Raw genomic sequence first — 20,197 nt, forward strand, 5'->3', positions numbered from 1 at the left:
CCTCGAGCCTAGCCCGCGCCTGACGAGCTTAGGCCTCAGGCCGGAACCGGGCGGGTAAAGCGCTCTCCTGACGCGATTTCGAAAGCCCGGGCCGCTCGCAGCACCAGACGGTCCTGGGTGCGGGCCCCGACGATCTGCAGCCCCACCGGCAAGCCGCTGGAGGTCAGTCCACAGGGCACCGAGACCGCCGGCTGCTGAGTCATATTGAACGGATAGGTATACGGCGTCCATGAGGTCCACAGGTCAGCTTTCCACCCTGAAGGGGCCTGTCGAGCACAGTCGAAGGCCGGAATCGGCATGGTCGGTGTCACCAATAGGTCATATTCCTCATGGAATGCTCCCATCAGCACCCCCATTGACATCCGCACGGCGGTAGCGTCGAGATAATCGCTGGCTGTGGCGCCGCGGTATTGTTCGATTCTGGCACGCAGCCCCGGGTCAATCTCACCCAGCGCATCGGGACCGTATACCTCAAGCACCTTCGCCGCACCGGTGAACCACAGCACGTGGAAAGCCTCTACAGGGTCCTCAAAACCGGGGTCCACCTGATCAACGACGGCGCCAGCCTCCTCGAACAGTCCCACCGCCTCTGTCACCACCTGCTCCACCTCCGGGTGGTTCTCCCCGAAGCCCAGTGCGGGCGAATAGGCGATGCGCAGTCCCGCCACCCCATCCCCGAGCCCGTCGGTGAAAGATGACCGTGGGGTGGGCAGCGCCGACCAGTCCCGGGAGTCAAAGCCGGCGATGATATCCAGCAGCAGGGCTGCGTCGGTGACAGTCCGCGTCATGGGTCCGGCGTGAGCCAGGGTTCCAAACGGTGAGGAGGGGAACATCGGCACAGTGCCATAAGTGGGTTTGATGGCTACTGTCCCGGTGAAGGAGGCCGGAATCCTGACTGAGCCGCCGCCGTCGGTACCCACTGACCAGGGGCCCATTCCCGCGCTCACCGCTGCAGCGGATCCGCCAGATGACCCGCCGGCGTGGAGAGTGGGGTTCCAGGGATTCGAGGTGGCGCCGTTGCGCGGACAGTCCGTCACTCCCTTCCACGCGAATTCCGGTGTGGCTGTTTTGCCCAGCAGTACCGCACCAGTCTCCCGCAGTCTGGCAACGCACGGGGCGTCGAACTCCCAGGGGCCTGCCTCGTCGATCAGTTTGCTTCCACGCAGGGTTGGCCACCCGGTGGTGGGGAAGATGTCTTTGATCGAGGTCGGGACGCCGTCGCCTGGTCCCAGGGTCTCCCCACTGCGCCAACGGGCCGCGGACGCCTCCGCAGCCGTGAGAGCAGTTTGTTCGTCTACCAGGACGAAGGCGTTGAGGTCACCGTCGCGTTGGGCGATACGGTCAAGGGCAGCCTGGGTGGCGTCCACCGGAGTGAATTCTCCGTGCGCATAGCCGCTGAGCAACTCTGCTGCGCTGAGCTCCGCAAGGTCCGTCATGGGCTTCCCTCCCCTTTCGCCGCCGGGAACCGACAGTCGCTAGTGACGCGGCACGTAGCCCTTGGTCTTATCCACCACATTGAACAACTGATCCCCCGCCAGCCACCTGCGGGCATTGGCCAGGAACTGATCCGCCAGTGCTTCTTTCCAACCGAGCACGTCACCTGACATGTGGGAGCTGATCATCACGTTCTCCAGCTCCCATAGGGGCGAGTCCTGCGGCAGCGGTTCTTCGGCAAAGACGTCCAGCGAAGCGAAACCGAGTGGCCCCCCGCGCAGCGCCTTGGCGAGTTCCTCCTCATTGACCGACGCGCCGCGGCCGATATTGATCAAATGCGCTCCGGGCTTGGCCGCCGCCAGGGTCACCGGACCGATCAGCCCTTCCGTGGCGGGAGTGAGCGGGGCGGCATTGACGATGATGTCGGCTTCACCCACATGGTCCTCCAAGGAGCCAGAAGGCACGACGACGCCGAAATCCTCATCACTGTCCCGGCCAGTGCGGCCGGCGCCGATGACCTCGATCCCCACTGCGCTGAACAACCTGGCAATCTCCCGGGCGATGGCACCGGTGCCGATGATGACCGCTTGTGCGCCCTCAGCACGCTTGGTCTCCCGATGATCCCAGCGCTTCTGCGTCTTGTTCCGATAATTTCCAGTAAAGTCCTTGGCTTCAGCCAGCACCGCCCCGAGCACCCACTCTGCGATGGGCCGATCAAAGATGCCCTGGGCGTTGGTCACAGTGACCGAAGAGTCGGCGAGCTCATCAAAAAGCAGGGTGTCCACCCCGGCGGCAGCGACGTGGATCCACTGAAGCGAATCGGCATGCGGCCAGGCTTGCTGCACTGCCTCGGAGAAGAAGTCCCAGAGGAATAGCACGTGGCTGCCGCTGATGTCCTCAGCCAGATGCTCCGGGTCGGTGATGCGGATCTGGGCCTGCTCGCGCAGTGAGTCCAGCCCCGGAGGGGTACGCAGCTCGACGTCGGGATCAGTAGGGCAAAGCACGGTGATCACCGGATGGGGCTCTGACATGTTGCTACACTAGGGAAGCCCTGCGAAGATTGTCAACAATCCTCACAGTGCTACCGCGCTATCGACCACCCTTGTTGCCTACGGAGTTTTCATGTCTGCCACCTCGTTCCAGCGGGTCCACCGGGAATCCACTGCCGGACTGATTACCCGCCAACTGCGCGAGGGAATTATGTACGGCAGCCTGGCTCCGGGGACCCAGCTCTCGGAAGTGACCCTTGCCGCACAATTCGGCGTCAGTCGCGGCCCACTCAGAGAGGCGATGCAGCGGCTGGTGCAAGAAGGACTAGTGCGCAGTGAGCCCAACAGAGGTCTTTTTGTCAAAGAACTGGACGAGGATGAGATTCGTGATCTCTACACTGCCCGCACTGCCATCGAAACCTCCTGCGGGCGACTGATCATTCGCGCCGGGCTCGATAATCCAGAGCGCACTGAAGCAGCAGCGAATGACCTGCGAGAGGCCTGCACCGCCATGCAGACAGAGGCTGAGGCAGGCGACCTGGAGAAACTCTCCGATGCCGATCTGCATTTCCACGAGACACTTGTCGCGTCCTCCGGCAGCCCCCGCCTGCAACGGATGCATGAAACCCTCATGGTCGAAACTCGCATGTGTCTCACCGCACTGGAGGGCACCTATCGCGACCCGGAGGATCAGGTTCACGAACACCGACTGATCGCCGAGGCAATCACAGAGAACAATGACGCAGCACTGGTCGAAGCAGTGGAGTCGCATATGAAAGAAGCGCTCGACCGCCTCATCCGCCCGCTGGCCTAGGTTCGGGAGCGGTGCGCCCCACGCGAGATGGTGTCAGAATCCGGTGTGCGGGGCGGGCCGGCGCGCGGCCGGCAGCGCGGACTCCCGTCGCCAGCGCTGGAGCTCTTCGCTGACTTCGAAGTCAGCCGGCGCCGGATGCCCAATCTCTTGAGCCATCTGCAGGATGTCCTCGTTACTGACTGGCCCTGCCTCCCCGATGAACCGACCGGCCACGAAGGCCCGAACATAGATTTCCCCGTCCACCACCACGCGGTGCTCGATGTAGAAGCAGCGATCATCTATTCCGATGATCTTGCTGAAGATCTGGAACTTGGTCCAGAAGTTCACTGATTTTCTGAATGTGACCTGCTCGGCCTGCACCACGGGGTGCCAGCCGCGCTGCCGGGTTGCCTTCCACAGTCCCGATCTGGCCATCAGGTCATAGCGCCCCAGATCAAAGAGCGAAAAGTACTGACCGTTGTTGATATGCATCAGCATATCGACATCCGTGGGCAGCGCTCTGAGGGTGATCTCTGTGGACTCCCAGGGAGAGACGCGGGGGCGTCGTCGGGCTTTGAGCAGGATCAGCAGAGTTCGGAAGATCACATTCATAGCCACATGCTATGTGACTGACCGGTAACATGAAAGGCGGCAATCTGACCAGAGGCCCGCGCCCCGGTGAAAGCCTCTGCCACAGACCCAGGCACCGCCTGAGCTGCAAGTGAAGTCCTTGACTCTATGGCGGGGACACTGACATGGAGTTAGGCTGACCGCATGGAGTTCAGGTATCTCGGCAACAGCGGTCTCAAGATCTCAGAAATCACCTACGGCAACTGGCTGACCCACGGCGCGCAAGTCGAGCAGGATGTCGCCACGCAGTGCGTCCATGCCGCGCTCGAGGCAGGCATCACCACCTTCGACACTGCTGATGTCTATGCCAACACCGTGGCCGAGCAGGTCCTCGGCGACGCCCTGAAGGGCCAGCGCCGCGAGTCCCTGGAGATCTTCACCAAGGTCTACTTCCCCACTGGCCCCAAGGGCCACAATGACACCGGCCTGAGCCGCAAGCACATCATGGAGTCCATCAACGGATCCCTGCAGCGCTTGGGCACCGATTATGTGGACCTCTACCAAGCTCACCGCTATGACTTCGAGACTCCGCTGGAAGAGACCATGCAGGCCTTCGCCGATGTTGTCCGGCAGGGCAAGGCGCTCTACATCGGCGTCTCCGAGTGGAACGCCGAACAGCTGCGCGCCGGTCACGCGCTGGCCAAGGAACTGGGCATTCGGCTGATTTCCAACCAGCCGCAGTACAACATGCTCTGGCGAGTCATCGAGCCCGAGGTCATCCCTGCCTCTGAGGAGCTGGGCATCAGCCAGATCGTGTGGTCCCCCATCGCTCAGGGCGTGCTCACCGGCAAATACCTGCCGGGCCAGCCCTGGCCAGAGGGCTCCCGTGCTGCAGATAAGGACGGCGGTGCGCAGTTCATTGAGAAGTACCTCACCGAGGAGATCCTGACTGCGGTACAGAAGCTGAAGCCCATTGCCGAGGACCATGGCCTCACCTTGGCCCAGCTGGCCATCGCCTGGGTGCTGCAGAACCCGAATGTTGCGTCCGCCCTAGTCGGGGCTTCACGTCCCGAGCAGATTGCTTCGAATGTTGCCGCAGCAGGTGTCGAGCTGGATGGTTCCACCATGGAGGCCATTGATGCGGTGGTCGGTCATCTGGCCCAGGACGACCCCGCTCTGACCAAGTCTCCGCCGGCGCGACTGGCCTAGGCACTTTGCACTGCTGCCCTGACGTAAACTTGTCACCGTGGCTGCCCCTATCCAACGCACTGCCGCCTGCTGCGCGCTGATCAGCGCGCTGGTCCTAGGCGCCCCTGCTGCGGCTCTTGCTGCCCCGGAAGATACTTCTTCCGCGGCCGCTCTGACTGCTGATCCCTCGCCCACCGCTGAGGAGGAAGAAGGCGAGGACACTCAGGAGTCGACTGAGCCGACACCGGATCCAGGTACGACGGACGAGCCGACCACATCGCCGCTTCCTGAGGAGGACGAGGACGACGACGCCACTGAGCCACCGGAAGAGCCGTCTCCTGAACCGCCGCCGCTGAATATCCAATGCTCCAACTCAAGCGTGCCTCCCGGCGCGTCGGTCTCCGTCTTCATCAGTGCGCCTCCGGGAACCTCCTTGGCATTGGGCTCTACTAGTTCGCAGCTGGGTGGCAGTGTCAGCCTCAGCGGCAATGAAGTGACCTACACCGCGCCGTCGAGCTATGTGGGCACCGGACAGGACTTCTTCACTGTTGAAGGCACCAACTCGCAGGACCAGCGAGATACGTGCCAGATTCTCTTCACCGTCTACGGAGAGACACCGAGCCCTACTCCCCCCGGATCTCCTGACCCGGATGAGGGTGCCACCAGCCCGCCGCAGTCCCCCGAGCTGACTCCTACACCAAGTACCACTCCGCCTGCTACCGAGCAGCCTGCCACCGAACAGCCCGGAACCGCGGCTCCGCCAGAGCCGCCGAGTGTCGATGGCCAGCCCACCGCTGTACCGACGAGTGTGCCGGGCGCCCCGTCACCTAGCCAAGGGCCAGAGAGGCCCAGCATTCTCCTCCCTGTTCCAGGTATCCCGATGCTGCCCTGGCTGCCGGGAGCTGGCGTTGAGCCCACAGCTTCTGCCACACCTGGAGAGACGCCAGAGAGCGAGCTCCCAGAGTCTGATACTGACTCTGAAGATGAGGGTGATGATCTGGCACTGACAGGTATGGACGCTCAGGCGGCAGCCGCGTTAACGATTGTGGCGCTGCTGATCATCGGGCTCGGTGTCGGTTCGCTGACCCTCTCCCGGCGTCTGCACGGATGAGCCGACGCCGATTCGGCAGGTGCGTCAGACCCTTTTAGCCTGCTGATCCGGTGGGATCCTCCTGGACCACAGCAGGCCGAAGCACATACCCGGCGCCGCGGACGGTATGAATCATGCGCGGCATATCGGCCTCGATCTTCTTGCGCACATAGCTGATGTAGAGCTCGACAATATTGGCCTGACCCGCGAAGTCGTACTCCCAGACTTGCTGGAGAATCTCCGCCTTGGGCAGGACTGTGCGTGCATGCCGCATCAAGAGTCGAAGCAGCCGGAACTCAGTATCCGAGAGATCAATATCCCGGCCTGCCCGGGTCACCGTGCGGGTCGTGGTATCCAGTTCGAGGTCCCCTACCACCAGACGTTCTCCCTCGCGCCGCTCCGGGAGCCTCCCGCTGAGCAGATGCAGCCGACGTAGGGCTTCAGCTACGCCCACCGTGCCGGTCATATGGTCATCAGCGCTGGTACACAGTTGCAGAACCTCGGCATCCTCGGCCTCCGCATCGAACCAGAACAGCGCAACCAAGTCCGGTCGCGCACTCCGGATTCCGGATAGAGCCTCCTGCAGGTCACTGACGCGACGTGAGGTTCGGCCATCAGCCACCAGGAGGTTCACTCCCTCCTCCTCCGCTATGCCTAATCCGGCAGATCCACTGGGGGCGCTGAGGACTTTGACGTCCAGGGCACGCAGCCTCCGGGCCAGTTCATTGGAAGCCGGCGAAGGTCCAGCCAGGATCAGCACGGGTGAGGAGATGCGCAGCAGCGGCTGCGCTGCCGATGCTTCGGCACTCTCCATACGTCCTCCCACCCCGCGAAACCCTGTCAACAGATCATATACAGCTCAGGCTCAGTTAGCCCCGCCGGAGAGGAAAATGCGGATCTCAGAACAGGAAATGTATCACCGCTGCCAAGACAAAAACGGATACCGCAGTCCCCGCCAGAGCAAACTCCACGAGGATGCCCAGTCCCATAGCGCGCAGTGCCTTAAGGCTCGCAGCGCCTGCGGCTCGGAAGTCATAGTCCCGGCGTACCGCCTCAGCGCCAAAGAGCCCTGCAGCAAATCCGATAAAGAGCCCCAAAGGTGGCAGCAGGATCATCCCGACCAATGCGACCACTACCGCGATGAGGATAGGGCCGCGCGGTATCCCTTCGCGATGCAGAGCACGACCTGTCAGCACCGTTGAAGCGCTCCAACCACAGATCGCCAGCACCACACCGATCACTGCAGCAGTCCATACCAAGGGGCCTCCCACCAGCACACCCCAGGTCAGCAGCCCCAGGATGATGATCAGGCTTCCTGGCAGTACCGGAAGGATCACGCCGACGACGCCGAGCACCAGCGCCAGGCCTATCAGTGCTGTGGCGAGTCCTTCGGCCGCGGCTGATTCCAGCATATTTCGTCCTTCTCCTGGGGAGTTGCGTCAACACAGGCGGTACATCCGGATGATTCCCAGTACCAGGGACCCGAACATGGTGGCCATAGCCGCAGACATGAGCGGAAGCAGGATATTGAAGCCTTGGAAGTCCAGAAGCATCGCTAGTAGAACCAGCGCCATCGACACCTGTATCCAGATCATCATCTGCACTGCGTTCTTGTACTGGCGCTGCACATTATGCTCGTTGAGTTCAAAGGGGAAGTTGTAGATCCGAGGGTAGCGCGTCAGCACAGCGATGCCGTAGAGCGAACCAGCCAGCAGGATCAGCGGTATCAGCGCCTCCAGCGGCGAACCATAGCGAGTGGGCTGACCATCGATCCCATAATGCAGGGGCACTTCTTCGGCAAGTGAACCGCTGATGAGCCGCAGTATGAACCACACAATAAGAACCGTGGGGGCGATGACCGACCCCCAGAACAGCACCCGGTGGAACGGATCGAGCGTGAAGTGTGGACGCGGACGGTTATTAAAGTGCGTATAGATGAGTGTGCCGTCATCCCCGCGCAGAGGTTTACCGGTGCGCACCGATTCTTGATAGCTGGTGACGAATTCGGGCTCGCTCTGCGCGCTATGTGTTTCCCCCATCAGCACCCCTCTATGCCCAGCATGACTCCCCCGGAGGCGCATGACTCCCCGTAGGCCTCCATACTTTCAGGATGACTACGGCCTCCGCCGAGTGTGACGGGCACGCACGGGCTCACTCCAGACTTAAGAGTTTGCCCGGCACCGGGGTGAAGTAGTGGGCAACGAGGTCCTCATCCACAGTCTCGAGCTGTCCGGGGCTCCACCGCGGGGTGCGGTCCTTGTCGATCACTTGTGCCCGGATTCCCTCCCGGAAGTCATGGGATCGCAAGGCGTGTATCGCAATGGTGTACTCCTGGGCGAGGGCTCCAGAGAGGCTGAGCTGAGCACCCCGGCGGATGGCCTCCAGCGCTACCTTAAGCATCGTCGGACTCTTAGCGCGTAAAGCTGCCGCGGCCTGCTGGGCACCTGGGTAGCTGGAACTGTGCTCTTCCAGCTCCTCGAGAATCTCCTCAACGGTCCCTGCGGAATAGGCGGCATCTATCCATTCGGCGTCCTGTTCCACTGCAGAGTCTCCAGGATGCGTGGTATAGCGCGGAAGTATCTGATCCACGGGGTGCTCGGTGAGCTGCTGGGTCAGTTCCTCTAGAGCTTCGGAGGGCACAAAGGTATCCGCGAGACCGGTGAAGATGGCATCGGCGGCAGTGAGGTGAATACCGGTAAGCCCGAGGTGAAGTCCTGTGTTGCCGGGGGAACGGGGCAGCAAGTACGTACCGCCCACATCCGGGGAGAACCCGATGGTGGTCTCCGGCATGCCAACCCGGCTGCGCTCAGTGACCACCCGGTGACTGCCGTGGGCGGAGACTCCCACGCCGCCGCCGAGCACCACACCGTCCATCAGCGCGATGTAGGGCTTGGGATATTCAGCGATGGTCAGGTTCATCCGGTACTCCACCGCGAAGAACTCTTCAGCCGGCATCGCCGCAGCGTAGCTCGGGGTGGATTCGGGCAGCAGCCCCCCGCCGTCCCGCGGCTGGTGCTCCTGCATGTCCCGGTAGACGCTGGAGATATCTCCGCCTGAGCAAAGACCACGGTCTCCAGCACCGCGGATGAGCACTTGGGCGACAGTCGGGTCCTCGGCCCAGTCCTGCAGCTGGATGAGGATGGACTCGCACATCAGCTGGGTCAGCGCGTTGAGCGCCTTGGGCCGATTGAGCGTGATCATCCCCAGGTGGCCGCGGACTTCAAAAGCGACGTCGCCCGTATAGGTCTCCCTGCCCAACACCAACCTCCTGATCGCTCCACCAGTGATGTGACTGAGGTTACATGCTGCAGCTGGAGCCTTCCACCAGGGGGTTTAAGCGTTCCAGAGACCGTAGGAATCGGCGAGGCTGGCGATCTTCTGCGCACGCGCCAGTCGCGGCAGGTAGGAACCGTCGCCAATGGAGGCGCCCTTTTCGTGGGCTTCGATCAGCTCGCGTGCCCAGTTCAGCTCATCTTCGGAGGGGCTAAGGCCTTTATTGACCAGTTCCACCTGGGCGCGGTTGAGCGAGAGCTTCCCTGTCATGCCCATAGATGCGGTCACTTGGCAGGCTTCGGCGATGGCGGCCTCATCGGCGGTGGCTTCGGCGGGCCCGTCGATAGCCCCCGGCAATCCGCCCACGCGAGAGGCGATGACCAGGCGCGAGCGCGCATAGGCCAGAGCCATCGGATCGCTGGAGACACCAGTGTCTTTACGGAAATCGTTGGTGCCGAACGCGAGCCGGAATGTGCCCGGTGCTGAGGCGATCTGCGTGGCGTTCTCCACGCCCAGTGCTGATTCCACCAGGGCGATCACCGGCGTGCCGGCGCGCAGCCGCATAGCGGTGTAGGTGACCTGATCCGGGCGCTCGGTTTCAGCGAGCATGACACCGCGCAGCCCCCCGGCCTCGGCCAGTGCTGCGACGTCGTCCTCCCAGTGCCGGGACGTGGTGGGGCTGATCCGCACCCAGGCGGTCATTCCACCGTTGAGAGCCCTCAGCACTGAGGCACGGGCAGCGTCCTTCTTCTCATCCGGTACCGAGGCCTCGAGATCGAAGATGACCGAGTCCGCCTCGCTGGCTAGACCCGGCGCGTAATCTTCCTCTTTGCCTGCGTTGATCAGCAGCCAGGAGCGGGAGAGTTTGGCGGGCAGAGCAGCGGCTCGACGGTTCCGGATTGGCATGGTCTCAGCCTACCCGAGAGCCGGCTTCAGCCTGGCCCGCTTGCCGGATAATGAAGGTCGATCCTGGTCTTCTGCAATGGCCGTCACAGTGCTGCCGAACAGAGTCATCGTGCGCTTTCCTTTATCCTGATTCAATGATCTCCACGGTGACGCGCGGCAGGCTTGTGGCCGCCGGAATCAGTCTCGCTCTGATCGCCACAGCATGTGGCTCCCCTACACCTCAGGACGAAGATCCGGATCAGAACCAGGGGGCGGAGACCCAGCAAGGCGCGGAGAACCCTTTGCGGCAGCCGGAGTTCGAATCCGATGACCTCATCAGGATGCCGGTGGCCCTGGTTGCCTCGGCCCCGCCGGAGGACGGAACTGCGGTATCTGATGCAGAAATCGCACGCACTGAACCCTTCGGCTGCGGCAGTGTGCTCTCCATTGTGGAGACGGTTCCGCTGCGCACCGATGATCCGGCCGTTTCCGCCCTGGAGTACCTGCTCTCACTGCAGAGCAGCACTCACGTTCGGGCCGGCTATTCCAATCCGCTGGCCGGGTCGGCTGACCTCAGCGTGGAGTCAGTAGAGCTGCATGGTTCTCAGGTCGCTGTTGCCCTCGGCGGGGTGCCGGTCTCCCCCGGCTACTGCGAGTCCTGGCAGATTCTGAAGCAGATTGAAACCACCGCCCGCGCCGCCACCGGCGCCGCCTCGGCCGAGGTCCTGGTAGGTGACGTGCCACTGGCCCAGACCTGGGGGCTGGAAGACAGCGCCCCGCTGACCATCACTGAGATCAACTAGAGACTCCGTGAACTAAAGGCTCAGTCGATGAGCAGTCCTGGCTGCTCCATCACTGCAGCCACATCAGCAATGAAGGCACCGGCTAGGTCGCCGTCGATGAGCCGGTGATCAAAGGATCCACCGATGACCATGACATCGCGGGGAACGATCTGACCGTCGACCACCCAGGGCTTCTTACGCACTGCGCCAAGTGCCACGATAGAGGCCTGCCCCGGAGGAAGAATCGGGGTCCCTGAGTCCAGTCCCAGGGTGCCAATATTGGTGATGGAGATGGTTCCGCCCTGCATCTCTGCCGGAGTGGTCTTGCCTTCACGAGCGTCAACGGTCAGCTGGGTAATCGCTGCAGCCAGACCCTGAGTGTTGTAAGTGTGGGCTTCGTGAATCACCGGGACCACCAGTCCGCGCGGCGTCGCTGCAGCGATGCCGAGGTTCACATAGTTGCGCAGCGTGTAGTGGGTGTCATGCCAGGTGGCATTGATCTGCGGGTTCTTCCGCGCCGCCCAGATAATGGCCTTGGCTGCGAAGAGCATCGGGGAAACGCTGAGACCCTTATAGGAAGGCTCGTTCTTCAGCGCCTGCCGCAGCTCCATAGTGCGGGTGACATCCACTTCTTTGAACACTGAGACGTGCGGCACGGTGGAAGCCGATGCGGTCACGTTCAGTGCTGTGGCTTTGCGCACTCCGCGCACTTGGATCTTGTCCTCGCGGGGTCCGTCGTAGAGCAGGCCCACATCGGAGGGAAGACGACGCCCCTGCGGTACCGGCGCACCGGCGGCAGGTGTTTTGCCGGATTCGCGCTGAGCCTTCTTCTGACGGGCCTGACGTTCGACGTCGTCACGGGTGATCTGGCCGTTGCGCCCGGATCCCACCAGCTCCCAGACCGCAACGCCAAGCCGCTTAGCCAGTGCACGCACCGGCGGGCTGGCTTTGGCCACGATGTCTGCGATATCTCCGGTATTAAAGCCGTGCTGAGGAGCCGGCACGTCGTCGTCGAACTCGGACGCATCGATCAGATCCGGAGCTGTGGCACGGACTCGGGGGCGGGCTTTGGCTACGTCAGCCTTCGGACCAGAGCCCACCAGCGCCTGATTCTCCCCGGCTGAGTCACGGCTCTGCGTCTGGGGGGTGGGGCTCGTCGACTCAGCCTCCGAAGGGGCGGAATCCACCGGGGAAGAAGCCGGTGAAGCACCTTCGGGATCTGCACCTGCGCTGATCCGAATCAGCGGCTGCCCCACCTCAATGGTGTCGCCTTCGGCGGCCACCAGCTCCTGGACTTCTCCGGCGAATGGCACCGGCAGCTCCACCAGGGATTTAGCCGTTTCGATCTCACAGATCACGTCATTGATGGCGACGGTGTCACCCACCTGGACCTTCCAGGAGACGATTTCGGCCTCGGTCAGGCCTTCGCCGACATCGGGCAGGTTGAAGGTCTGCGTCATTTCAGCGAGTCCTTCCATAGGCGAAGCTGCGTTCAATGGCTTCGAGCATACGGTCAATATCGGGTAGATACCGGTCTTCCTGCCCTGAAGGCGGATACGGCATGTAGAAGCCGCCTACCCGCAGCACCGGGGCAGTTAGACGATCGTAGGCGCGTTCGGTGACCCGTGCAGCGATCTCCGCGCCGAATCCGCCGAAGGTGGGCGCTTCATGGGCGACGACGAGTCGGCGGGTCTTGGCGGCGGAACGAGCGATGGTCTCATCGTCGAGAGGACTGATGGAGCGCACGTCGATGACCTCTACGCTGCGCCCCTCACGCTGGGCCACTTCCGCGGTGGCCAGGGCTACTGGGACCAACGGACCGTAGGTGGCGATGGTGATGTCACTGCCTTCACGCAGCACCTGAGCTCGGAAGGCGTCCGGCGCCGGATTGGCGGTATCCACTTCACCCTTGAGCCAGTAGCGGCGCTTGGGCTCCATGATGATGACCGGGTCCTCGCTGACAATCGCCTGACGGGTCATCCAATACGCATCATGGGCATTGGAGGGCGTGATCACACGCAGCCCGGCGGTGTGGGCGAAGAGCGCCTCCGGGGATTCGGAGTGGTGCTCAATGGAGCCGATATGCCCGCCATAGGGCAGTCGAATGGTGACCGGGACGGTCAGGGCGCCGTCGGTGCGGTTGTGGATCTTCGCCAGCTGAGTAGTGATCTGGTTGAACGCTGGGAAAACAAAGCCGTCGAACTGGATCTCCGCCACTGGCCGGTAGCCGCGCATGGCCATTCCGATGCTGGTGCCGATGATGCCGGATTCAGCCAGCGGAGAGTCGATGACCCGATGCTCACCGAACTGGGCCTGCAGCCCGTCAGTGACCCGGAAGACGCCGCCGAGTTTGCCGATGTCTTCGCCGATCAGCAAGGTCTTCTCATCAGCTGCCAGCTCATCGCGAAGGGCTGCGGTGATGGCCTTTGCCAGCGGCATGGTCTGCACGGAGGACTCGGTGCCGGTGTCCTGTTCACGCGTCACGCGGCTCATTTATCTCCCCCAGCTTCTGCGAAGCCTGCCTCGTAGTCCTTCAGCCAGGCCTTTTCCACCTCGACCTGACGGTGCGGTTCGGCGTAGACAGTGTCAAAGACGCGCTCGATGTCGATGGATTCCATGGCCAGCACGGCTCGGCGCAGTTCGGTGGCCAGCTCTTCGGCTTCTTCCTGCACCTGGGTGAAGTAGGCCTGGTCTGCACGGTCACCGGATTCCAGCCAGCTGCGGAACCTGGTGACCGGGTCCTTGGCCGCCCATGCCTGGACCTCGTCGTCGCTGCGGTACTTGGTCGGGTCATCGGCGGTGGTGTGGGCGCCAATCCGGTAGGTCACCGATTCGATGAGCTTCGGCCCTGATCCGTTGCGGATCTGGACGGCCATTTCCGCTGCCACGGCGTAGCTTGCCAACACATCGTTGCCGTCCACCCGCACGCCTTCGAACCCATAGCCGTCTGCCCGGTGCACCAGGGGGTGCCTGGACTGAGTGGCCGTGGGGACCGAGATAGCCCAGTGGTTGTTCTGAATGAAGTAGAGCAGGGGCAGCTCGTAGGAACTGGCGAAGACCATGGATTCGTGCACATCGCCCTGACTGGAGGCGCCATCTCCCAGACAGGCCAGCACGATCTCATCGGCGGCCTTGTCCCGTGCCCGCAGGCCGAGTCGCTCATCCTGTTTCACCGCCATGGACCAACCGGCAGCGTGGAGAGTCTGCGCGGCGAGCACAATGCTGTAGCCGTGGAAGTTGTAGGCGTGGGGGTCCCAGCCAGCGTGTTTGGTGGCGCGGAAAGTGGCCATCAGCTCTTCTGCACTGATGCCGCGGTAGAGCGCCATGGCATGCTCGCGGTAGGTGGGAAACACCCGATCAGTGGGCTTCAGCGCTGCGATAGTTCCTACCTGCGCGGCTTCTTGGCCGAGTGCAGGTACCCAGAGGGCAAGCTGGCCTTGACGCTGCAGGGAGGTGGCCTCCTGATCGAAGCGGCGCTCCAGCGCCATATGGCGATAGAGATCGCGCAGACCGGCGTCATCAAGCGCTTCGAGGAACGGGCTGTAGCGCTCGTCCTCGCGCAGCGTGCCATCAGGGGAGAGCAGCTGGACAGGTTCCATGGGCCTCATTGTGTCAGCCGGCTGCACCGGTGCCGCTGTAGGTTCTGCACAACGCGATAAATCGGTCATTGGCTTCTGGCTCACCGATGGTGACCCGCACTCCTTCACCGGCGAAGGCCCGCACGGCCAGCGCCTGGGCCCCCGCGGCTGCGGCAAAGTCCGCAGCCGCCTCGCCGAGCGGCAGCCAGACAAAGTTGCCTTGGGTCTCTGGTATCTGCCATCCGGCATCTGCCAGTGCGGTGGTCACTCTTTGTCGCTCCTCCACAATCTGCTGCACGCGCTCCTGAACCTGCTCAAGGTTTTGAAGCGAGGCGATGGCGGCAGTTTCAGCCAGCGCGTTGACCCCGAAGGGCACTGCCGTCTTACGCAGATGCTGGGTGATCGGTTGCCCGGCGATCGAATAGCCCACGCGAAGCGCTGCCAGACCGTGCGCCTTGGAGAACGTCCGCAGGACCACCACATTGGGATAGCGGCGGTAGAGGTCCAGCGCGTCCACCGGGTCGGAGCTGCGCACAAATTCCTGGTAGGCCTCGTCAATGACAACGACGACGTTGCCGGGCACCTGCTGCAGGAATTCCTCAGTTTCGGTGTGGCTCAGCGCCGGCCCGGTGGGGTTGTTCGGGGTGCACAGCAGGATGACCTTGGTGCGTTCAGTGATCGCAGCCAGCATCTCGGGCAGATCGTGTCGACCATCTCCAGTGACGGCGACAGTGACGTCCTTCGCCCCGGCCGTGCGCACCACGATCGGATAGGCCTCGAAGGAGCGCCACGCATAGATGACTTCGTCCTGGTGCCCGCTCGGGTCGGTGCCTGCGAAGGTATTGATGATCTGAGTCAGTGCGCCCAGGCTGCCAGTGCCGGTCACGATGTCCTCGAAAGGGACTTGAAGGTGTTCGGCAAGGACTGCGCGAAGGTTCTCAGCTCCCGGGTTGGGGTAGCGGTGCAGAGCCTGGCCAGTTGCAATTGCCTCAGCAGCTGCGGGCACTGGACCCAGCGGGTTCTCATTGGATGAGAGTTTGAACGGAGTCAGTCCCTCCGCCGGGACCGGTGGTTTGCCGGCGGCATATACGGGCAGGGCTGCTACGGAAGGTCGGGGCAGAATGCCCGATACTGGGTTGCTGCCTGATGTCTGGGTGCTGCCGTGTGTCGGGCCGCTACTGGGCGTCTGGGTGCTGCCGGTCTGGGTCATGGCGTGCTGCTACCCCCTCATGAGAAGATGATGCTTGTGAGAATCTTACTGGCCATCATTCTCAACGCTCTTGCGCTGGGGGCAGCATCCTGGCTTGTCCCGGGGATCAGCGGCAGCGGAGCAGGTGACAGCACCGGGGACATCATCTTGTCGTATCTGTTCTTCGGCGCGATCTTCGGTTTGGTGAATGTGACCATCAAACCGATCGTGTCGCTATTGTCCCTGCCGATCACCTGCCTGACCCTGGGCTTGTTCGCCATCGTCATCAATGCGCTGATGCTGCTGCTGACCGGCTGGCTGACCAGCGTTCTGCCATGGTCCTCCTTCGAGGTGGACGGCTTCTGGGCCGCTGTCCTGGGCGGAATCGTGGTGGCCATTGTCTCGGCCCTGCTGAACAGGTTCCTGGTACGCCCCAGTATCCGGTGAGGGCACCGGACCCGCTGAGGGAGTTGACGGGTCCAGCGCCTGTTCCAGACTCTCCTGCAGGTGACGTTCTAGACCGTCACGAATCTCTGTAAACGCTGAACGGTCCTGACCCGGAACCGCTGCCCACTGTGTGGAGTAGACCTCAGCGTGTGCTGATCCGTGCAGATACTGGCGCAATTCCTGCACAAGCTCCTGTTCCTGCTGGCTGAGCGTCTCGCGTTCGACCTCTGGCTGCTCCAGGCGATGGACCGCCTCAACGTTGAGCTCCCAGTTGTGGCCGCTGCCGGCGACGGTGCCGGAGATGTCCTGGTTGGTGTGGTTGGTCTGAACCGTCATTCGATTGGCGGCTCCCTGATGCACCTGCCCCAGAATATGCGGGACGGGGTCGTGGGCGTTTTGCAGGTGGATGATCGGGAATTCGGCAGGCATGGGTGTATTGCGCCCGGGCGAGCCCACGGTGAGAACACCCTTGATGGAGTACTTGCCGCTCAGGCTGTCTTTTGAGCTGAGGTTCAGGGCATGAAGGCCTCCTAGACTGAATCCGGTCAGCAGCAGCGGAGTTCCCTCCGGCACGCCAGATCGTTCCAGGGCGTCTTCAACCAGTGGAGCGAGATGCTCGGAGTTGTTCCCTAAGGCATCTGTCACGCCTAAGGTGCTGCGGCCGCCGTCGTCGGCATGGATGTCGAAACCAGGCAGATGCACCAGGGCAACCTCCTGCCCTTCAGCCTGAAGGCGGCTGACGGCGATATCGCCGTGCTCGCTGACCTGCCCCATCTGTTCCATATAACTGCCCAGAGACCCGTCTGCCATGTAGTCAAAATGGTGGGCGGGATCAGGTGTGAGATTCAGTTCCACACTGGACATGGCGTAGCTGACCAGTTCTGCCTCTGAGCTGATCAGCTGCGCTACCCCGACCATTGCTGCTGCCGCCGGGAAACGCCTCTTAATAACGTCAACGGCACCGCCGGCGCCAAGGGTTCCTAGCGTCACCGACCAGTCGTAGGCGTAGGTTTTGTCCCCATCGGGGTGCAGGAGATTTGCCAGGACGATTTCGTGGTCAGCCGCCAGAGTGAGCGCGTGAAGCCACCTCAGGACAGTGTCCTCGGTATTGCGGTAGGCCTGGTGGGCGGCGTGAGCACCCGCTGAGAGCCCGTTGACCAGGTACCCGGTGGCAAATCCGGCGCCGATCAGTGCCACCAACCGTCCATGCAGGGCCGGAATCTTCCCGGATAACGGCAAGAGCGCTACACCGTTCTGGGTCAGCACTGATTGGGCGTTGCACGCCATCTGATGCTGAGCCTCCAGTGCTGCTCGGGCGCTGTCCAAGTGATCGGCTGACTCCATGAGGCTGGCCCAGCGCAGGTTGATATCGGTGGGTCCTCCGGCGGTGGTCACCCGGAACGGTGGTGGCAGCACGGGTGCACGCAGAATCTCTGAGATCGGAAGTAGCGGCTGGGAGGGCCCGGATGTCACAGCACCGGGAAGGCTGGTCAGTGTCATCATGCTCCTAGTTAGCGGGTGAAGGTCATATCCGCGCGGCGGCCTCGCGAAGCACCCAGGGAATGCCTCCGCTGTCTCTGAGGAATTCGGCCATCTCGTGGGCGGAGTTCAAAGCACCAGCAGCCCGATGCCAGAACCACTCCAGGTGGTCGGCGGCAAGTATGCCGGCGAAGGTTGCGCGCAGCTCCGGGTTGGCCAGCATGTGAACGATCTGCTGCACCTGCCGCGCTAACTCAGCGAGATCTCTCAATTCAGCGGCAACAGCACGACACTGCTCGGCTATTGCTGAGGACTCAGCGCCGAGGTGTTCACCTGGCAGATGCAGTGCTTCAGCTGCAGTCCGGAAGGCACGGCCCGCTGGAGACTCCCACTCAACGCCAAGGGCCCGGCCCAGGTGCTGCTGGAAGGGCAGTTTCTGGCCAGCAGCACCTTCTAAGGTGACCGCGGCCGTGTCATAGGCCTCCGCGGCCTGAGCAAGCTGCCATGGCGCAGTAGCCAGCTGTGTGGTGAACATGCTTAAGCCTCCAATCTCGCGTCACCTGGAGGCTATAAAACGCCACGACACCAGCGCCGCAGCGCTGCGAGCTCATCGGGAATACCCGGTGTGTCGCAGGAGCCCCACACTGCCTGGGGAAAACCCAGCGACCCGGCCGTGGACGCACAGTGCCCGTCGCGCGTGGAAGAATTGCCCTCATGACTCGCACTGCCGCTGACTCCGCTGCCCAGGACCGTGTCTCTCTCGCTGCCGCGCAGCCGCTTATTGCGCTTGGCGCGCTGGATGGGCGCTACCGCACCGCCGTCGCCCCCTTGGTGGATCACCTCTCTGAGGCTGCATTGAACCGCAACCGCATCCACGTTGAGGTGGAGTGGTTCATCCACCTGTGCCAGCAGCAGGTACTGCCAGGACTGCCGCAGCTGAGCCCGGAGCAGATCAGCGGCCTGCGCGAGATTGTCACCAGCTTCGGCCCCGAGGAGATCGCAGAACTTGGCGCGATTGAAGCCGAGACCGTCCATGATGTGAAGGCGGTGGAGTACTTCATCGCTCGCCGCCTGGAGCCGCTGGGACTCGGTGATCTGACACCGCTGGTGCATTTCGCCTGCACCAGTGAAGACATCAACAACCTCTCCTATGCGGTGGGTATTCGCGACGCCGTCGAGCAGGTCTGGCTTCCTGCGGCACGCACTGCACTTGCCGGACTCTCCGAGCTGGCGCAGCAGGCTGCTGAGGTGCCGATGCTCTCGCGCACCCACGGCCAGCCTGCTACCCCGTCGACTCTGGGCAAGGAGATCGCGGTGTTCGTGCACCGGCTGAACCGTCAGGTGCGCCGTATTGAAGCCCAGGAGTATCTGGGCAAGATCAATGGAGCCACCGGCACCTACGCCGCGCATCTGGCTGCAGCGCCTGAGGCAGATTGGCCCGGTATTGCGCAGTCCTTCGTGGAGAAGCTGGGACTGACCTTCAACCCGCTGACCACCCAGATCGAATCCCATGACTTCCAGGCCGAGCTCTATGCGGATATCGCCCGTTTCAACCGGATTCTGCACGGTCTGTGCGTGGATGTCTGGAGTTACATCAGCATCGGGTTCTTCCGCCAGATCCCGGTGGCCGGTGCGACCGGGTCCTCCACCATGCCGCATAAGGTCAACCCGATCCGCTTCGAGAACGCCGAGGCGAACCTGGAGATCTCCAATGCGCTGCTGGACGCTCTGGGGGCAACCCTGGTGGAGTCCCGCTGGCAGCGCGATCTCACCGACTCCTCCGGACAGCGCAATATCGGCACCGCCCTGGGGCATTCGGTGCTGGCGCTGAGCAATGTCACCAAGGGGTTGAAGCAGCTGGCCGTGGCCGAGGACGTGATTGCGGCTGATCTGGATGCCAACTGGGAGGTCCTCGGTGAGGCGATCCAGACGGTGATGCGCGCTGAGGCGATCGCCGGTGTTGAGGGCATGGAGAACCCGTATGAGCGACTGAAGGAGCTGACCCGCGGTCGCCGTGTGGACGCCGAGAAGCTCAAAGAGTTCGTCGGCGGACTCGGCCTGTCCGAGGAGGCGGAGGCTCGCCTGAAGCAGCTGACCCCGGCGCAGTACACCGGTCTGGCCGCGCAGTTGGCCACGCAGTTCAGCTGAGCAGCGCTACTCCAGGGCTTTATAGCCCCGTGTAGGGGAAATGGGCGTGAGGAACGAACTCGTCCCTGGCAACGGTCATGTGGGCCACGCCAGCCCCAACGAGTGCGACACCCATCAATACGCGGGTAGCCGCCCTGGGTAGAGACTGGTCTCCATTTATCTTGGTTAGTGAGACGGACATGGATCGACTCTATGACACTGAGCTATAAAGGTGGAGGAACATCAAAGCCAGTCATCGCGTTGGGATCGGTACATAGAGTTCGACCTCGGGATGACGCTCGAAACTACAAACGAAGGAGGGCCAATCATGACAACACCCGAGATGACCCAAGGCATGAGTCGAGTCGACTAT

General features: G+C 62.7%; 19 protein-coding genes. 6 read left to right on the forward strand and 13 right to left on the reverse strand.

Annotated elements, in window-relative coordinates; all coding sequences use genetic code 11:
* Positions 1 to 35 precede the first annotated feature (35 nt).
* A complete protein-coding gene (locus TX78_RS02795; protein ID WP_044493294.1) occupies positions 36 to 1,436 on the reverse strand; it encodes an amidase in 1,401 nt (466 codons plus the stop codon).
* Positions 1,437 to 1,475: 39 nt separating this feature from the next.
* Positions 1,476 to 2,465: a D-2-hydroxyacid dehydrogenase gene (locus tag TX78_RS02800; protein ID WP_044493295.1), complete on the reverse strand. Its 990-nt coding sequence runs from the start codon at positions 2,463 to 2,465 to the stop codon at positions 1,476 to 1,478.
* 91 nt (positions 2,466 to 2,556) lie between these two features.
* Here TX78_RS02800 and TX78_RS02805 point away from each other — a divergent pair, with 91 nt between their 5' ends.
* Positions 2,557 to 3,237, forward strand: coding sequence for a GntR family transcriptional regulator (locus TX78_RS02805; protein ID WP_044493296.1), 681 nt, complete (start codon positions 2,557 to 2,559; stop codon positions 3,235 to 3,237).
* 33 nt (positions 3,238 to 3,270) lie between these two features.
* Here TX78_RS02805 and TX78_RS02810 read toward each other — a convergent pair whose 3' ends face one another.
* Complete coding sequence (locus TX78_RS02810) at positions 3,271 to 3,828, reverse strand: thioesterase family protein (protein ID WP_044493298.1); 558 nt, start codon at positions 3,826 to 3,828, stop codon at positions 3,271 to 3,273.
* 162 nt (positions 3,829 to 3,990) lie between these two features.
* Here TX78_RS02810 and TX78_RS02815 point away from each other — a divergent pair, with 162 nt between their 5' ends.
* Both TX78_RS02815 and TX78_RS12465 read left to right on the forward strand, forming a co-directional pair.
* Positions 3,991 to 4,995: an aldo/keto reductase family protein gene (locus TX78_RS02815; protein WP_044493300.1), complete on the forward strand. Its 1,005-nt coding sequence runs from the start codon at positions 3,991 to 3,993 to the stop codon at positions 4,993 to 4,995.
* Between the two features lie 37 nt (positions 4,996 to 5,032).
* Positions 5,033 to 6,085 (forward strand): hypothetical protein, encoded by a 1,053-nt coding sequence (locus TX78_RS12465; protein ID WP_049897355.1) that lies wholly within the window; start codon positions 5,033 to 5,035, stop codon positions 6,083 to 6,085.
* Positions 6,086 to 6,119: 34 nt separating this feature from the next.
* Here TX78_RS12465 and TX78_RS14505 read toward each other — a convergent pair whose 3' ends face one another.
* The 5 genes from TX78_RS14505 to TX78_RS02845 form a co-directional block, all read right to left on the reverse strand.
* Positions 6,120 to 6,878, reverse strand: a complete 759-nt coding sequence (locus TX78_RS14505) for a winged helix-turn-helix transcriptional regulator (RefSeq protein ID WP_049897356.1) — start codon at positions 6,876 to 6,878, stop codon at positions 6,120 to 6,122.
* An 85-nt stretch (positions 6,879 to 6,963) separates the two neighbouring features.
* The gene (locus tag TX78_RS02830) at positions 6,964 to 7,476 is read right to left on the reverse strand and encodes a DUF456 domain-containing protein (RefSeq protein WP_044493302.1); all 513 of its coding nucleotides are present in this window, start codon (positions 7,474 to 7,476) and stop codon (positions 6,964 to 6,966) included.
* Between the two features lie 27 nt (positions 7,477 to 7,503).
* The gene (locus TX78_RS02835; protein WP_044493303.1) at positions 7,504 to 8,103 is read right to left on the reverse strand and encodes a DUF1648 domain-containing protein; all 600 of its coding nucleotides are present in this window, start codon (positions 8,101 to 8,103) and stop codon (positions 7,504 to 7,506) included.
* 112 nt (positions 8,104 to 8,215) lie between these two features.
* Positions 8,216 to 9,322 (reverse strand): enoyl-CoA hydratase/isomerase family protein, encoded by a 1,107-nt coding sequence (locus tag TX78_RS02840; protein WP_147640396.1) that lies wholly within the window; start codon positions 9,320 to 9,322, stop codon positions 8,216 to 8,218.
* Between the two features lie 75 nt (positions 9,323 to 9,397).
* Positions 9,398 to 10,243, reverse strand: coding sequence for an HpcH/HpaI aldolase/citrate lyase family protein (locus tag TX78_RS02845; protein ID WP_044493307.1), 846 nt, complete (start codon positions 10,241 to 10,243; stop codon positions 9,398 to 9,400).
* Positions 10,244 to 10,377: 134 nt separating this feature from the next.
* On the opposite strand from TX78_RS02845, the gene TX78_RS02850 reads away from it, so the two are divergent.
* Complete coding sequence (locus tag TX78_RS02850) at positions 10,378 to 11,025, forward strand: hypothetical protein (RefSeq protein WP_044493308.1); 648 nt, start codon at positions 10,378 to 10,380, stop codon at positions 11,023 to 11,025.
* A 20-nt stretch (positions 11,026 to 11,045) separates the two neighbouring features.
* Here the strand turns inward: TX78_RS02850 and TX78_RS02855 are convergent, their stop codons facing one another.
* The 4 genes from TX78_RS02855 to hisC are packed head-to-tail and all read right to left on the reverse strand — an operon-like array spanning position 11,046 to position 15,792.
* Entirely contained in the window at positions 11,046 to 12,464 is a 1,419-nt protein-coding gene (locus TX78_RS02855) for a dihydrolipoamide acetyltransferase family protein (RefSeq protein ID WP_044493309.1), read from the reverse strand.
* 1 nt (position 12,465) lies between these two features.
* Entirely contained in the window at positions 12,466 to 13,497 is a 1,032-nt protein-coding gene (locus TX78_RS02860; RefSeq protein ID WP_044493311.1) for an alpha-ketoacid dehydrogenase subunit beta, read from the reverse strand.
* On the reverse strand, positions 13,494 to 14,603 hold the full coding sequence (locus tag TX78_RS02865; protein WP_044493313.1) for a thiamine pyrophosphate-dependent enzyme: 1,110 nt from the start codon (positions 14,601 to 14,603) through the stop codon (positions 13,494 to 13,496). Before TX78_RS02865 ends, TX78_RS02860 begins: the two co-directional genes overlap by 4 nt.
* A gap of 13 nt (positions 14,604 to 14,616) precedes the next feature.
* Positions 14,617 to 15,792 (reverse strand): histidinol-phosphate transaminase, encoded by a 1,176-nt coding sequence (gene hisC / locus TX78_RS02870; protein WP_044493315.1) that lies wholly within the window; start codon positions 15,790 to 15,792, stop codon positions 14,617 to 14,619.
* Positions 15,793 to 15,822: 30 nt separating this feature from the next.
* Between hisC and TX78_RS13055 the strand changes: the two genes are divergently transcribed.
* On the forward strand, positions 15,823 to 16,218 hold the full coding sequence (locus tag TX78_RS13055) for a phage holin family protein (protein ID WP_081652536.1): 396 nt from the start codon (positions 15,823 to 15,825) through the stop codon (positions 16,216 to 16,218).
* A 1,525-nt stretch (positions 16,219 to 17,743) separates the two neighbouring features.
* On the opposite strand, the gene TX78_RS02885 is transcribed toward TX78_RS13055, so the two are convergent.
* On the reverse strand, positions 17,744 to 18,232 hold the full coding sequence (locus tag TX78_RS02885; RefSeq protein WP_044493320.1) for a hypothetical protein: 489 nt from the start codon (positions 18,230 to 18,232) through the stop codon (positions 17,744 to 17,746).
* A gap of 179 nt (positions 18,233 to 18,411) precedes the next feature.
* Between TX78_RS02885 and purB the strand changes: the two genes are divergently transcribed.
* Positions 18,412 to 19,845, forward strand: coding sequence for an adenylosuccinate lyase (gene purB, locus TX78_RS02890; protein ID WP_044493322.1), 1,434 nt, complete (start codon positions 18,412 to 18,414; stop codon positions 19,843 to 19,845).
* Positions 19,846 to 20,197 lie beyond the last annotated feature (352 nt).

Source organism: Nesterenkonia massiliensis (assembly GCF_000455245.1).
Taxonomy (GTDB): Bacteria; Actinomycetota; Actinomycetes; order Actinomycetales; family Micrococcaceae; genus Nesterenkonia; species Nesterenkonia rhizosphaerae.